This is a genomic window from Hyphomicrobium sp. NDB2Meth4, from assembly GCF_900117445.1.
Classification (GTDB): domain Bacteria; phylum Pseudomonadota; class Alphaproteobacteria; order Rhizobiales; family Hyphomicrobiaceae; genus Hyphomicrobium_A.
The window spans coordinates 672,318-685,708 of sequence record NZ_FPEJ01000013.1 but is presented as its reverse complement, the minus strand read 5'-3'; the positions used below and the strand labels follow the sequence as shown (position 1 = coordinate 685,708).

Here is a 13,391-nt window from a genome sequence, read left to right as displayed (position 1 = left end):
GCCATGGCAACCGAAGGATGCCAAGAACCTAATGCCCGGCTGCTCAGGTTGCCATTGACGGAGCGGCAGTCGGCCTTTTGTGAGGAGTACGCTCGCGATCTGAATGGTGGCAGAGCTTATGCAGAGGTCTATTCCCCTGACCGGCGATTAAGCTCCAACGTTTGCAGCGAGCGGGCACGACGCTTGTTGCGCACGCCGCACATACTTCGTCGCATTGCTGATATTCGACAGGAGCCGCAGGAGGCCTGGCTCAGTCGCGCCACGGTTGCACCACCGCCGTCGGCGATCCGGGATCTCGCGTCAGAGGAGCAGACGCAGTCCATCGAGGAATTGGAACGGCTTGCCCTTGTGGCCTTCGACGAAAACAAGAGTGATTTTGTTCGGCTGGCGGCGCTTCGCTGCCTAAGCGCCGGCTTGATCGCGTTGGCGCGCGCGCAGTCTAACTCGGCAAGCTCTCCGGCGATACGAATTTCGATCCATGTGGAGCACCGGCCTAGCGGCGAGGATGGCTTTGCTGCATCCACCGAGCGCTTCTTGGCGATGTTTCCCAGCGCTGATCGTGCTCCCCGCAACGGTCAGCATGTGCCAGCGCACGCTTCAAGTAAGGAACCTGAGACGAATGCGACGCCGTGATGCAACCGCCGCCCTCGATTCATCGCGGCCGGGCAGCTCGCGGGTCCCTTCCAGGCCCCCCACCCGACGTGCGGCGCAGCAGCGGCCCGGCGTCCGCCAAATTTTATGGCCGGAAAATCTTCACTTCCGCTTCCGTTCTGAGGGTGACCAATGCCTACATCACTTAAAAAGCGCGCCGTAGAAAAGGAACTGACGCTGTCGTCATCACAACTTGCATCGATCCTGGCCGATCCGCCTCTCTCCCGGACAGTCATGCGCGCGCTCGCAACCGATGGTTATCTGGTTGAGGTGAGGCATGGCACATTCGACCTAGCGGCCTCAGTGCAGGGCTATCAGCGCTTCCTGGACGGCAAACAGGCGGCACGTCTGGACGACGACACCGTTTCTGCCGTGCGCCTTGCATCGATCCTGGGCATCGGCGATCGCTGGATGCGCATCCTTGCAGATCAGGGCTTCCTGACGAAATCCGGCCGAGCGGCGTACAACCTCGCCGCATCGGTGCAAGGCTACATCCGTTTCGTCCGCGAAGCGGAGCGTCAGCGCGCCAGGCCCGGTCCCAAGCCTAGACGTGATTGACAATTTCCACGGCCAGTTTCTCCGCCGTTTGGCTGGCCTTAGCCGGGCAGAACAGTGAGAGCCTCGGTGGCCCTTCGAGGACAGTCGCGGCGATCTTGTATCGTAGGTTAGGAGCCGGTCAGTCGTTATTGAAGAGCTTGCCCAGCCGTCTCGCCAACGCTAGTCGCGGCTTTTCCGGGCCTTCGCGCAAGAAGGTGTTTACGTCAATCTCGACCGTGCCAACATTGGACGGTTGCTCTAGCTTCGAAAGCTGCACGCGGTCCCAACTATGCTCGACAAAAAAGCGGAGCTCGTCGGAATCGAACACCAGGTCCCACCAATCCTCGGATTCACCCATTGCGCCTTTAGTGTTGTACCCGAGCCGTTGTCTCTGCACCGCCACAAGTGTCTCCATCTCAGTTATCCGCGCCGAAGATGGACTGGCACCGTTGCGGAAGGGTAACCTGTGTGGCAGCCGCCCGCTCTTTAGTCCGCTTTCTTCCTCGGCTTCTTAGGCTTCGGCGCAGCTAGCTGGGCAAAGGCGGTGTTCAAGTCATCGAGGGCGAGACGCTTGCGCTCGTCGCGACGTGCTAAGTCGAAGATTTTATATTGCTCCTTGACATGCTTTTCAGCGGCGTTGTGGGATGGCTTCCCGAGCCCAGGCATCATCAGTCGCCGGTTGACGGTGAAGATCTCTTGCAGCTTTGCCTCGGCGTCTGCCATCGACACGAGAAATCCTCGCTTCACCTGATCTTCGAAGAAGTCCAATACCATTCCCACGAGGCGGTTTAGGTCCTCAAGCTCGAGGTCGCCCAGGTAGTTCTTGGCCGTCAAGACATCGGTCTGCAACGGCTCGTTACCCTTCCACGCTTTTAGACCCATGTTGGGCTGCCTCGCGTCCGCACGCGAAGTGAGGATGCCCGCTGCTGAGTGGCCGGTAATGGCGAAGAGCAGCCGATTCTGGAACAGTGCGAAGAAGTTCCTGCTCTCCTTAGAACCGGGGTCGTAATCGTTGCACATCGAGACGATGCGACGAAGCTCGGCGTAGAGGTTCGCCTCGCTGGCTCGAATATCCTGGATGAGTCGCCGGAGATCGGCGAAGTGATCCGGCTCGTTCTTAAGCTTGCGAGCGTTAATCACGAAGCCTTTGGTGGCCAGCTGTACGAGCATCGTCGTAGCCCAGCGGCGAAACAGCTTGCCTTGGCCGGAGTTGACCCGGTAACCAACGTAAAAAGCTACGTCCAATCCATAGTGCGAGATCGGGCGAGTTACACGTCGACCGCCTTCCTCGCGAACTATCCGGAAATCCCGGATAGTTGAATTATCGAGTTCGCCCTCGGCCACAAATTTTTGAATGTGCTCGTTAACCGTGCGGACGTCGACGCCGAAGATGTTCGCCAACTGTGCCTGCGTGAACCAGGGCTCCTCGTTTTCGAATCGAACGTCAAGTTCGACGCCTGCCGTCGTGGTGTAGATGACAAACTGGTCCCCGGTGTCCTCGTCTTCGACAATATGCAATTGCTTTTCGGGTTCCGACATTTTGCTCAACCCCACCAGAATTCCGAAGACGCTAGTCGCCATCGACAGTTGCAGTCAAACACCCAGCGCAACTGATTGTGGAAAGCGCAGGCGCCACCGTATGGCTGGGCCGGAGAATCGGCGACCAATCTTCATTTGTCACGAGGGAGGCGGTCATGTCCGCAGTTGACGAAGCATTTGAAGTTCAGGTCGCGACGTACGGCTCGGGCTGGAAAGGGATATCGGTCGGCGTAGCCAATGGGGTCAGACCAGCGAGTCTAGCTGACAAGCCGGGCGTCTTCTGCCTGACGTATGAGGCGATTGCACCTGACGAGTTCGAGCGGGGCATTGATGAACTGATCTCGCAACTTCAGAGGCTCAAGGCCAAGGGTCGTAAGACGTTGGAGAGGATTGCGCGAGCAGAGGCAGCTTCGCGCCTCTGAGCGGAACGCGTCGCCGCTATGCCGGCGAGCTGCCACTTCGGCAGGGGGCCTAGTCCCGATAATGAGACTTTACGGGACTAGCCGGGATCCGCGACCCGCTTAACGGGCGCCGATCTCACAGGAAGTGGCAAGCCTCAGCACCGAACAGTGCCACGACGCCCTTGTCCTTGGCGTTTGAGCGGGGCGCCAGATCGATGACGGCGAGGTTGCGCTTCGCTCGCGAGCAGCAAACGTAGAAGATATTGCGGCTGCGTCCCCAGCGTTTCTCATTCGTCGATCATTGTCATCGTCCTCCGTCCGAATACGCGCCTCTCATAGCGCTTCCCACTTGGTGGCCAGCGGCGCGGGCGGCCGCAGCAGCGGCCGAGGCACCTTCAGCTAGCCCGTTCGCGTACGTTTGCATTGCCCGTCGCCCCTCGGCCGTCAGATCAACGCCGGCGAGGATGGTGCGGACCTGCGCCATTGCACCGGCGACCGCGGCTGGAATGGCCTGCGCCTGGGTCTGAATTTCCGAGAGCCCGGCATCCTTGCCGCTCGCGACGGCGCGGCCACCAGCGACAGCGGTCTGCGCTGCGTTCGGCTCGGCGCCTTCATCGCCACTCGAATAGAACCCGAACGTGAGCGGATTGAGGATCGCGCCTTTCCACCCATCCTTCTGGTAGCCCTCATAGGCATCATAGCCGGCAAGCGCCAACGCGAGCGGCCAACCAAGAATGCGAGCGAGCGCTTTGAGGCCGAAACGCTTGGCCACTGCGGCGCCACCGACTGCGACACCAGCCGTTCCGGCGCCGGCCGCGGCGCCACCGGCCGCAGCTTCCCCTGCACCTATCGCGGCTTTGCCTACGGTGAACAGCTTGCGCAGCTTCGCAAGGAGCAGCAACGGCGCAACAATAGCCGCGGCGGCGCTCCCAATTGTGGTCATCCAGAAAAACATGCGGGACCATACGGGGTCGAGGCTTTGCAACCATTCCACTGCTCGTGCGACACCGTTCATGATCGTGGCGATGTCGGACCCGACGCCCGTGTCGGCCATCTTCTTCCAAAGATTGTCCCATGCGTTGGTGAGCCTATTGACCGCGTTCGAGTAGGAATCGGCCTTGTCGAAGAATTCCTTCCACTTGCGATCGATGGCGCCCGGCATGTCGTGAATGATCTTCTCGAGGCGATCGCGGAAGTGGCCCGCCTGGCGAAGCAGATCGAGGAACTGGGGCAGACGGTTCACACCGAACAGTGAGTCGAGCAAAGGCACATTGTTCACTTGCTTCGATAGGTCATCGAGAAACTGCGCAACGTTGAAACCCTTCATCGCGTCGCGATAGGCTTGGACGTGCTGGGCGACGGCGGCTGCAATATCCTTGGTTGTCTGGCCGTCGAGGACCTTCTTTCCTTTCCGGGTCGAGTGCCCGTAAGCGTCAGTGAGGATCGCCGTCAGTTTATCCTGCAGCGGCCCAGCGCCCTCTGAAAGGTCTGCCGTCTCAAACGCTTCATTGATCTCCCGCGCTAGTTCTGGGGAGACACGACGCCCCATGCCGCGCAGTCGCTCCGCGAAATCCAGTCCGCCCTCACGCTGCAGCTTGTCGATGTCGAAATTGAACCACTTGGTGTAGTCGATGCCGGCCGCGCGCAGCTGCGGAAGGGCTCCCGATCGTGGCCGAAGCAGTCGCACGAAGCCGGTCTTCAGCGCGTTGCCGATCTCACCTGCCTCGAACTGGCCGCCCAACGTTTGCACCAGGGCTGCGGCCTCTTCGACTGTCATTCCCGTGGCCTTGGCAACCGGCGCGAACGTCTTCATCGCCTCCTCGAAGGCGTGCGCACCGCCCACCATCCCCTTCGACGCGACGAGATAGAGTTCCTCGAAGTGGCTAACATCCTCGATGTTGTTCGGGTCCTTGCCGTAGGCGCGCAAAATTGAGTTGACGCCCGTCATCTGTTGCGCGGGAGAGACGCCGGTGATGCGCGACGTCTTCGCGGCGATCGCCGCGATCTTCTCAAACGTGTCGAGGCTATTGCCCAGCTCGAGCCAGGCCTTTGCCGCCGCCATGAGGTCCTGCGGCGGCGTCCTCGACTCCGTCGACACACGTCGGATGGCGTCTTTGAGACGCATCATTCCGTCGGCGCCGGTCTCGGATATGGCAGCGATCTGCTGAGCCAGCTGATCCCACTGGTAATAGGTTTCGTCGAGGTTGTCGGTTCCGACGTCCTTCAATGGGTTGAGCAGGTTCTTGGTGCCGAGGTTCAGCTTCGAGGAGACCCTCGCGATCGATTCCGCCGCCCTCTGAATGTTCAGGAGCGATTTCGATACGCCGCCGGCGGGGCCAGACACTTGGTCCCGCAGGCTGATCACGAGGCTCGACGTAAGGTTGGCCATTGCTTCAAGCTTCCGGTTCGTTAATGCGCCGCAGGGACCCCATCCACTCGGCAGCTTCCGTCAGCGGAAGCTTGCGGATCTGGTCCAATCCCGTGCTCAGCTCGCTTGCGAGAACTGCGGCGACGTCACGCCATCCGCGGAGCTTGGATTTGCCGACATCCCCTCCCCCGTCTCGGGCGAGAAGGCGCCAGCGAACGAGAAAAAATTGAGCCACGCATCGATGCGGCGTACGTCGCGCATCGCCATCCGGGTGATCACGGGGATAACCTGATCTGAAAGCGCCGCGATCATCGCCGCTTGCTGCTCAGCGGCTCCCTTGAACTTGTCGACCATGATGCCGCAGTCGAGGTCCGGCTCCCGAACTGTCAGCGACGTTATAGGCGCGCCGTTCGTCTGCAGTGGGACGAGTAGTTTGAACGTGCGCTGGGGCACAGCCTCCAGGGGATCATCATCGGCCACGGTGTGCTGGAGCGAGTTGAGCCACCTTTCAATGGGACGCAAATCCCTGAACTTGAGTTTGCGGACCGCGGTCTCCGGCAAATTAGAGAGCAGCGACAGCATATCTGCTGTGAACGCATTCCCTAGCGCAGTCACCTTACGCTCGACGGCAATCATGTCGGCAAGTGTCGGCTCGCGAAGAGTGATCTTCGTCCAAGCGCTGCCCACCTCGTCCGTAATCGGCACCTGCAGGTGGAAGTCCTTCGTCAGGCCATTCATTGCTGGCTTTGTCGTCATCGCTACCCTCCGTTGTCGCTGAGGGTTAAGCCTGCCGATTCGATTCGCACGGAGAAGCGCTATCCAAGTCGCCTCCGAACAATGCCGCCGCCCCCCGCCTTCTGAGCAACACACCGCCTTGGCGGTATTGGCGGCCTTGGCGTACATGGGTCATCCAACGGCGCAGACCGCCAAATGGCGCCGCGCGGATTCTTGGCGATGTTGGCGGCGTTGGCGGTGTTGGGCACAGCGCCTAATGGCCGCTCGCTACATCGGCGTCGTTGCTAGTTGTGCCAACGATGCCGAAGTGGAGGGCGTGGTGCCCTTGGTATCCCGCGGTGACGCTAGAGTCGCACCAGCATCAGCCCAAACGATGCCTACGATCACCGGCTCGCCGCTGGCCTCGCCGTAGCGAAGGCCCGCTCGGGAAATGAGCGCGGCTAGCGCCGCGCCGATTTCGTCGACTGCTAGGGGGTCTAGGCCACGGCTTGCACACCAGTTGTGATACGCGGGAAGGATGTCGCGCAGCCGAACGCGTCCACTATCGTCAGGACGAAGCACATCGCAGGCGAACCGGGCCGCCTCGTCGGCAGATCGCCTATGCCGCGCCGGCGCGATCTCCGCTGGCGCTCCATGATCGGACGTGTCGGCCGACGATGACCCGCTTTCGAGCAGTGCAACCGGCTCAGCATAAGTCGGCAGGTGTGCATGAGGTTCTGGGCGTCGGCTATGGGACGCAAATGCGATGAGGATCGCAGCAAGCCCGTTGGCTGCAATGGACGCGAGGGCCGCCGCAAGCAAGTCAATCCGCCACGCCTCAACGCCAAGGCGGTCGGCGAGCGGTGTCGCGCTGGGCGGTGCAGGATTGGCGTCGAGCTCGGCTTGCGCCGCACGCCTTTCAGCATCGATCGCCGCCGCCTCTTTCGCTTCGTGCGCGGCGATCTCGGCTCGCGCGGAGCGGACCTCAAGAGCAGCGGCGTCAACCGCCTGCTGCAGGAGAAGCCGGCAGTTCTCGCGGCATCCCGGCTTGCTCGCCTCGGAGCGCACCGCCTCCTCAGCGGCCCGTCTAGAGGCCTCTGCTGCGAGAAGACGGGGCGATGGTACCGTCGACTGGGATGCGCTGTCCCGCGCTCGATTCACGCGCGCCAAGGCTGCCTCATGCTTTGCCGCCGCCTCACGTAGCGGCGCCTGCTGACTTTCGCGATGTGCGAGCGTGCGCTCGGCCGTCATCAGCAGCGCATATGCCTCGCCCGCACCCAGCGCGAAGACCAGCAGAATGGCGAGCGTGCGACGCTGTTGCCCCCACGCGATACCTGTTACGGCAGCGCCGGTGGCGAGGCCGCAAGCGAGTGCGATGAGGAGCGGCGCAGTGGGCATTGAATATCCGCCCGTCGCAACGATCGCGGCATGCGTAACGCAGGCGAGTATGCCGATGCCGACTGCAGCAGCGGCGGGGTGAGCGAGCCGATTCATGCGGTGCGAGTCCCTTTGTAGTCGTGGCGCCGCTTCAGCAGCACCAGGGCCTCTTCAAGCACGTCAGCAACGCTGACTGGATGTCCGCGCTGCTCGGCGAGATAGCCCTTAATGTGGTGCGCGTCGGCGAAGAACTCCGGAGAACATCTGAAGTTGATTTGCGAGGTGCGCTTCGCCTGCTGCCGCTGGCGCTGGGCAGCAGTCAACTGCGAACGTCGCTCGGCCTTGGCGCGCTGCTTCCTCAAAGCGCTGCGCTCAGCCGGTAGCGTGGCGAACATCTCCATGAAGCGGTCGACGCTGTTCGACTCATCGCTCATGCTATGGCCCTCGCCTTCGCCGCCTTCCGAGCCGCCGCCTCAATTTCACGCCAAAGAGCGCCGATTTCCTCGGCCGCCTTGCGGTCCTTCTCGGGGCCAGTTTTGCCGCTCGTTACCGCATTGATGTACTGAATGCGGTGCGCGACTACTGTCTCGGCGACCGGCACACGCCACGAGGCGAGCACCTCGCGCGCCTGCTCCACGAGCTTACCGTCATGTTGCGTCTTGCCGTTGATGACCGCGACACAGGGCGTTCCGGCTTCCTGACAAAGCGAAATGCAGTCCTGGGATGCCATCAGGTCGAGTCCGCTCGCACGCACGGGGATCACGACCAGCGTCGACGACCGCACCGCGTCCTCGGTCACTATGAGCGACCCGGGCGGACCATCGAGAAACACATACTCATATGGGCTCGTGAGCCCCAGCGCTTCGACAGCCTCGCTGGCGCGGTCCTCGCCTACCAAAAGCGCTGGGTTGTCGGGCGAACCACGCCGCGTATACCAGTCCGAGTAGCTGCCTTGACTGTCGAGGTCGACAACGCACACTGAGTTGGACGCTGCCGCCTGCACGGCGCACGCGGCCGTGAGCGTCGTTTTCCCGACACCTCCCTTCGAATTCAGAATTCCAATGACGATCATTGGTTCACCTCTCCGGCTTTATGGGCCCGACTCGCTGCCCCGCCTAGTCACCGTCAGACGCCTAGGCATATGCAGGATGCCTAGGCGTGCAGTATGGGCACAGGCATAGACATCGACTGCATAGGCTTGACATGCTTAGTATGCTAGCTTACTTAGCAAGGATCGTCAACTTGTAGTGCTAGCAGAGGAGGCCTAGAACCATGTCCGTGCTGGAATTGAGCGGCGTGGAGTACGACGATATGGGGCCGAAGCCAGGTTACAAGGCGCCGAGCCGTGAGGGCAAAGTGTCGATTCTCGTGCATCTTGATGAGGACGTTCGCACTGCCTTCAAGGTTGCCACCATTGAGAACGGCACGACGATGCAAGAGGCGATCGTCGCTTTCATCACGGAATATGCGGGGCCGGTGCTCAAGCGGATGAAGCGCAAAGGCGAGCGCGAACCGAAGGAGTAAAGTGCATGTCACAGCTGCTTGTGGCCAACACTTCAGCCGTCCTCGTCCAAGCCGTGCCGACCGTTCAAGAGCGCATTGCCTATTGGCTCGCGCATGCCCGGCCGAACACCGGGGCCGCCTATGCAGGGGACCTGGGCCGGTTTGCGTCCTGGTTGGGGGAGAAGAGCCTAGGCAGCGCGTTGACGCTGCTTCTCACCATGTCCCGCTCGGTCGCCTTGCACACGCTGGAGCGCTACCAGACGCACCTTAAGGAACAAGGGCGGGCACCCGCGACGATCAACCGAGCTATTTCGGCTATCAACGCCGCGTTGAAGGAAGCTGCGAAGGCCGAGGTCGGCCCAGGTGTTCTACCGGTGAAGTCGCTGAAAGTGCGGGCCTACCGCGACACGAAAGGTCCAGGTCTGGCGAAGACTTCAAGACTGCTCCACGCGATCGAAATCAGCCGGGGGCCGACAGCCCAGCGCGACCGCGCGATTGTGCTGCTCTTAGCTCAACGTGGCCTGCGCCGAGCTGAGGTCGCCCGCCTATCTATCGGCGACATTGATCTGGCCGGCGCACGCATTCGTGTCCACAGAAAGGGCGCAGACGAAGCCGATTGGCTTGCCATCTGCTCATCTACTGTCGTTGCGCTGAGCGCCTGGCTATCCGTACGCCAAGAGTTGGCGGCACCCGGCGTCTGCGCATTATTCGTCGTTGCCACCAACCGCAAGCGTGGCGCCGCTATGACCGGGGACTCTGTGTACCGTATGCTGGCCGCACGTGGCCGCCAGATCGGCGCTCATATTCGTCCGCATGGTCTGCGGCATGGCGCCATCACCGAACTCATCCAGCGCAGCAATGGCAATGTCGCGATGGCGCAGGCCTTCGCCGGGCACGCCAACCCGAGCACGACGACGCGTTACATCGACAATCTGAACGACCTCGCAGGTCAGGGGGTGCGCCTGCTGAGCAACGTTTTCTGACCGGCACTGCTCGTAGAGCACGCGCTGGGCCGCTTCAACGTGCCGTGATCGCTGGCGCATGGCACGCAAACGTACTGCCAGCCCTTTGTATCCGAGTGGGAGTAGCGACATGAGCACAATTCAGTTGATTGCAAACCACCTCAGGCACTTGTGGAGTGCCTACGTTCGCGAGGACCGGGGCACTCTGTCCGCCCTAGAGGCGGATTTCTACACGTCGGGCGGTCACTTGGGCGCCGCCGACGGACTGATCGCTCGCATACGCGCTCTGGAGTGCGTGATGATGCACTTCCGGCCCACCAGCCCTGTCGACTATGCCATCGTTGCCACGGTGCACGCTGACCACGCTCGGGTCGCAGAGTTAAATCACTTGAACCCACCCGACGACCCGGCTTCGCCGCCATCTGCCGGCGAACTTGCACGCGGGGCGATGGCGCTGAGGGATTACACACTTGCCCAACTCGGTGGCGTCGATCTCGGCCTGCTGGGCTTTGCTTCCGATCCATCGACTCGTCGCGCCGCCGACAGGGGCGACGACGACATGCTCGCATCGCTGTCCGTCATCCTCGCCCACCTTCGCGAGCAGCGCGACCTTGCCGACGATCAACATTGCGATGCGTTGGACCGGATTGGCGCTCTAACCGGCTCTGAGCGAATGGGGGCCGAAACGCGGTCTCGCCAGATCGCCGGTTTGATTTCAGATCTCGATGAGGCGATTGCGCTGCTTGATCCGCCACCCGGCGGCGGCCTCGGCGTCCTGCACCGCGCTGGCGAACCCTCGTGGCCCAGCGGTTCTAGCGCAATCTAGCTGGCTCGAGCGGCGGGCCTATTTGGCCTGCCGCCGACGAGGGCGACGGGTCGAACGCTAGTTCTCTGCTGGAGACCGGGCGTCGTGGGCAAGAACATGGGCAGGATCTCCAAGATCGAAAAATGCCACGCGTTTTCAATGGCACTTGGATGACACCCCTTCCGCCAACGTCCGCGGAGCAGGCTTCAGGTCGATCGAGCGGCGAAGGCGTCGTGCGTGGGATCAATTGCGGACCAAGGTGTGGACTTCGCGCACCGTACCGTTCGGGTCGCGATGGAAACCTAAATGTTTGGCGCGCTCAAAAAGCCGTTCCAGGCCGCGCCGCCCATAAACATCCTTATGGACCTCGAGCACGATAGCGCGCACGTGCGGTAGTGCATCAGCCTCGAGCAGATCGAGTTCGGCACCTTCGATATCCATGACCAGGACGTCGGGTCGCGCGGTGGCCAATAGGTTTGTGAAGTTGAGGACCGGAACCTCGACGGCGCGCTCGTAATCGACCGCCGGCTCCATAGAACTGGCCCAGAAGTCCTTTCGACAATAAAATGGGATGCTGGCCGGATAGTCGGCGACTTGGGCCACGCCGTTGACGACGGCCGCATTGCTGATGCCATTCAATCGATGAACGCCCTCGATGTAGGGCACGAGATCGGGATTGGCCTCGATGCACGTGATCTGGCCGGCGTCGGTGTTGAGCCGGATATAGCTGGACACAAAACCGAGCCCTGCGCCGAGTTCCAGGACGGATTCTCCCGGTTTCAGGACGCGGGCGCTCATGCGTGCCTCGCCCCATTCGTAACGGCCCTTCGCCAGGGTCCATTCCATGCCGGGCGAGATGATGCGGTTTGAGAGCGGGAGGCGGATGTTATCGACCCGTGCCTCTTTACGCCAGCGATTGAGGTGAAACTGGGCAGTCCTCTTCCATATCATCGTCGGCTCACGCAACTACTGAAAAAAAAACATTCAGTAACCGAGATACTTCGGCCCGTAAACCCGAAATGACCCTCAGCATTTGCCGATGGGTTTATCGAGCTACCCGGCCCCATGTCATCGGCGAGAATTGTCAGGGGTTGTTCCGGCTCAATGATGGGGCCATGTGGGCGTGACAAAGGTCAGCGCTGACCTTAGCAAAGCAAGCTCCAAGTCTCGCCGTGCGAAAAATCGAAGGAAACGCGATGTCGAATACCCCCCATACGCTGGCCGAAGAGTTTCCTGGCCAGGAGGATGCAATCCATAAGCTCAAGGTCAGCAGCGCGCACTTCGCGAAGCTCCTGCAGGAGTACGACGAGGTGAACGATCAGGTTCACTTGGCAGAGACGAACGTGAAGCCGATGGACCAGTTCACAGAGGAAAACCTTCGCAAGCGCCGCCTGCAGATCAAAGACGCCATCGCCGCTGCACTCGCTGCCGGCTGAAGCAAGCTCAGTTGCCACATTTGAAATAGGCCGGGACGCCCAAAGCGCCCCGGCTTTTTTCTAACGCCGCATCAGGTCAAGCCGCTTTGCTGGCGGCGCTGACGCGCTCTCCTTTGATGAAGGCGAGCAGATCTGCGTTGATGTCGTCCTTCAACGTGGTGCACAGGCCGTGCGGGGCGCCCTTGTAGACTTTCAGTTCAGCTCCCTTGATCAGCTTTGCCTGCTGCATCGCGGCGGCGGCGATCGGCACGATCTGGTCGTCGTCGCCCTGGATGATCAGCGTGGGAATATCGAACTTCGTGAGATCCTCGAACTGGTCTGTTTCGGAGAATGCCTTGATGCACTCGTACGCAGCGGGCAGACCGGCAAGCATCCCCTGCAGCCAGAACGACTGGCGCACGCCATCCGACACTTTGGCGCCCGGGCGATTGTATCCGTAGAACGCCGTGCTGAGATCTTTGAAGAACTGCGAGCGGTCGGCTTTTACGCCAGCGCGGATGTCATCGAAGACTTTGATCGGCGTGCCTTGCGGATTGGCAGCAGTCTTGAGCATCAACGGTGGGACTGCTGAAATCAGTACCGCCTTGGCGACGCGCTTCGTGCCGTGGCGCGCGATGTACCGGGCGACCTCGCCGCCGCCGGTCGAATGGCCGACGTGGACCGCGTCTTTGAGGTTCAGCTTCTCGACGAGCTCGGCAAGATCGTCGGCGTAGGTATTCATGTCGTTGCCGGTGAAGGGCTGGCCTGAGCGCCCGTGGCCGCGCCGATCATGAGCGACGCAGCGGTAGCCCTTCGATGCGAGGAACAACATCTGGTCTTCGAAGGCATCGGATGAGAGCGGCCAACCGTGGCTGAACACTACCGGCTGTCCGGTGCCCCAATCCTTGTAGTAGATGTCGGTGCCATCTCGAGTGGTGAACATCGGCATTGCGCGATCTCCTTCGCTGCGGGTCAGAAAGCGTCGTGCCGGGATGCGGCGCGGGCTCTGTCGTCAGGCAAGATACGAGCACGTGGACGTTCGATCATCGGCTGATTGCCACCAAGGCCTTTGCGCCTGCTCGAACAATCTTGCGATCCGAAAGCGGCTCGAGGTTGCGC

The 13,391-nt window shown here is 61.4% G+C and carries 16 protein-coding genes; 7 read left to right on the top strand and 9 right to left on the bottom strand.

Translation table 11 applies throughout. The annotated features are described in order from the left end of the window. Window positions 1-3 precede the first annotated feature (3 nt). Together NDB2M4_RS18310 and NDB2M4_RS18305 are read left to right on the top strand one after the other, a co-directional pair. Window positions 4-633, top strand: coding sequence for a terminase small subunit (locus NDB2M4_RS18310; protein ID WP_083556571.1), 630 nt, complete (start codon window positions 4-6; stop codon window positions 631-633). Window positions 634-783: 150 nt separating this feature from the next. Next, entirely contained in the window at window positions 784-1,209 is a 426-nt protein-coding gene (locus tag NDB2M4_RS18305) for a hypothetical protein (RefSeq protein WP_072377648.1), read from the top strand. 118 nt (window positions 1,210-1,327) lie between these two features. On the opposite strand, the gene NDB2M4_RS18300 is transcribed toward NDB2M4_RS18305, so the two are convergent. Together NDB2M4_RS18300 and rhuM are read right to left on the bottom strand one after the other, a co-directional pair. Continuing rightward, entirely contained in the window at window positions 1,328-1,603 is a 276-nt protein-coding gene (locus NDB2M4_RS18300) for a hypothetical protein (protein WP_072377647.1), read from the bottom strand. Between the two features lie 71 nt (window positions 1,604-1,674). Beyond that, window positions 1,675-2,769 (bottom strand): RhuM family protein, encoded by a 1,095-nt coding sequence (rhuM, locus tag NDB2M4_RS18295; RefSeq protein WP_083556569.1) that lies wholly within the window; start codon window positions 2,767-2,769, stop codon window positions 1,675-1,677. A gap of 113 nt (window positions 2,770-2,882) precedes the next feature. Between rhuM and NDB2M4_RS18290 the strand changes: the two genes are divergently transcribed. After that, complete coding sequence (locus tag NDB2M4_RS18290; protein WP_139247372.1) at window positions 2,883-3,149, top strand: hypothetical protein; 267 nt, start codon at window positions 2,883-2,885, stop codon at window positions 3,147-3,149. Between the two features lie 283 nt (window positions 3,150-3,432). Here NDB2M4_RS18290 and NDB2M4_RS18285 read toward each other — a convergent pair whose 3' ends face one another. The 5 genes from NDB2M4_RS18285 to NDB2M4_RS18265 form a co-directional block, all read right to left on the bottom strand. Then, window positions 3,433-5,517 carry a phage tail tape measure protein gene (locus NDB2M4_RS18285; RefSeq protein ID WP_072377643.1) on the bottom strand — a complete coding sequence of 695 codons (2,085 nt, stop codon included), beginning with the start codon at window positions 5,515-5,517 and terminating at the stop codon, window positions 3,433-3,435. Window positions 5,518-5,613: 96 nt separating this feature from the next. Continuing rightward, window positions 5,614-6,252 carry a phage tail assembly protein gene (locus NDB2M4_RS18280; protein ID WP_171988140.1) on the bottom strand — a complete coding sequence of 213 codons (639 nt, stop codon included), beginning with the start codon at window positions 6,250-6,252 and terminating at the stop codon, window positions 5,614-5,616. Window positions 6,253-6,498: 246 nt separating this feature from the next. Then, window positions 6,499-7,704 (bottom strand): hypothetical protein, encoded by a 1,206-nt coding sequence (locus NDB2M4_RS18275; RefSeq protein ID WP_072377639.1) that lies wholly within the window; start codon window positions 7,702-7,704, stop codon window positions 6,499-6,501. After that, a complete protein-coding gene (locus NDB2M4_RS18270) occupies window positions 7,701-8,021 on the bottom strand; it encodes a hypothetical protein (RefSeq protein WP_072377637.1) in 321 nt (106 codons plus the stop codon). The genes NDB2M4_RS18275 and NDB2M4_RS18270 overlap by 4 nt, the downstream gene beginning before the upstream one ends. Beyond that, a complete protein-coding gene (locus tag NDB2M4_RS18265; protein ID WP_072377635.1) occupies window positions 8,018-8,659 on the bottom strand; it encodes an AAA family ATPase in 642 nt (213 codons plus the stop codon). Before NDB2M4_RS18265 ends, NDB2M4_RS18270 begins: the two co-directional genes overlap by 4 nt. Before the next feature lie 200 nt (window positions 8,660-8,859). On the opposite strand from NDB2M4_RS18265, the gene NDB2M4_RS18260 reads away from it, so the two are divergent. The 3 genes from NDB2M4_RS18260 (at window position 8,860) to NDB2M4_RS18250 (ending at window position 10,878) form a co-directional block, all read left to right on the top strand. Then, window positions 8,860-9,111, top strand: a complete 252-nt coding sequence (locus tag NDB2M4_RS18260; RefSeq protein ID WP_244536225.1) for a hypothetical protein — start codon at window positions 8,860-8,862, stop codon at window positions 9,109-9,111. A gap of 5 nt (window positions 9,112-9,116) precedes the next feature. Then, entirely contained in the window at window positions 9,117-10,073 is a 957-nt protein-coding gene (locus NDB2M4_RS18255) for a tyrosine-type recombinase/integrase (protein ID WP_072377633.1), read from the top strand. A gap of 109 nt (window positions 10,074-10,182) precedes the next feature. Further along, entirely contained in the window at window positions 10,183-10,878 is a 696-nt protein-coding gene (locus NDB2M4_RS18250) for a hypothetical protein (protein ID WP_139247370.1), read from the top strand. Window positions 10,879-11,100: 222 nt separating this feature from the next. Here the strand turns inward: NDB2M4_RS18250 and NDB2M4_RS18245 are convergent, their stop codons facing one another. Continuing rightward, complete coding sequence (locus tag NDB2M4_RS18245) at window positions 11,101-11,823, bottom strand: FkbM family methyltransferase (RefSeq protein ID WP_139247369.1); 723 nt, start codon at window positions 11,821-11,823, stop codon at window positions 11,101-11,103. Between the two features lie 230 nt (window positions 11,824-12,053). Between NDB2M4_RS18245 and NDB2M4_RS18240 the strand changes: the two genes are divergently transcribed. Further along, entirely contained in the window at window positions 12,054-12,293 is a 240-nt protein-coding gene (locus NDB2M4_RS18240) for a YdcH family protein (RefSeq protein ID WP_072377627.1), read from the top strand. Between the two features lie 76 nt (window positions 12,294-12,369). On the opposite strand, the gene NDB2M4_RS18235 is transcribed toward NDB2M4_RS18240, so the two are convergent. Continuing rightward, window positions 12,370-13,221: an alpha/beta fold hydrolase gene (locus tag NDB2M4_RS18235; RefSeq protein WP_072377625.1), complete on the bottom strand. Its 852-nt coding sequence runs from the start codon at window positions 13,219-13,221 to the stop codon at window positions 12,370-12,372. Window positions 13,222-13,391: the final 170 nt, after the last annotated feature.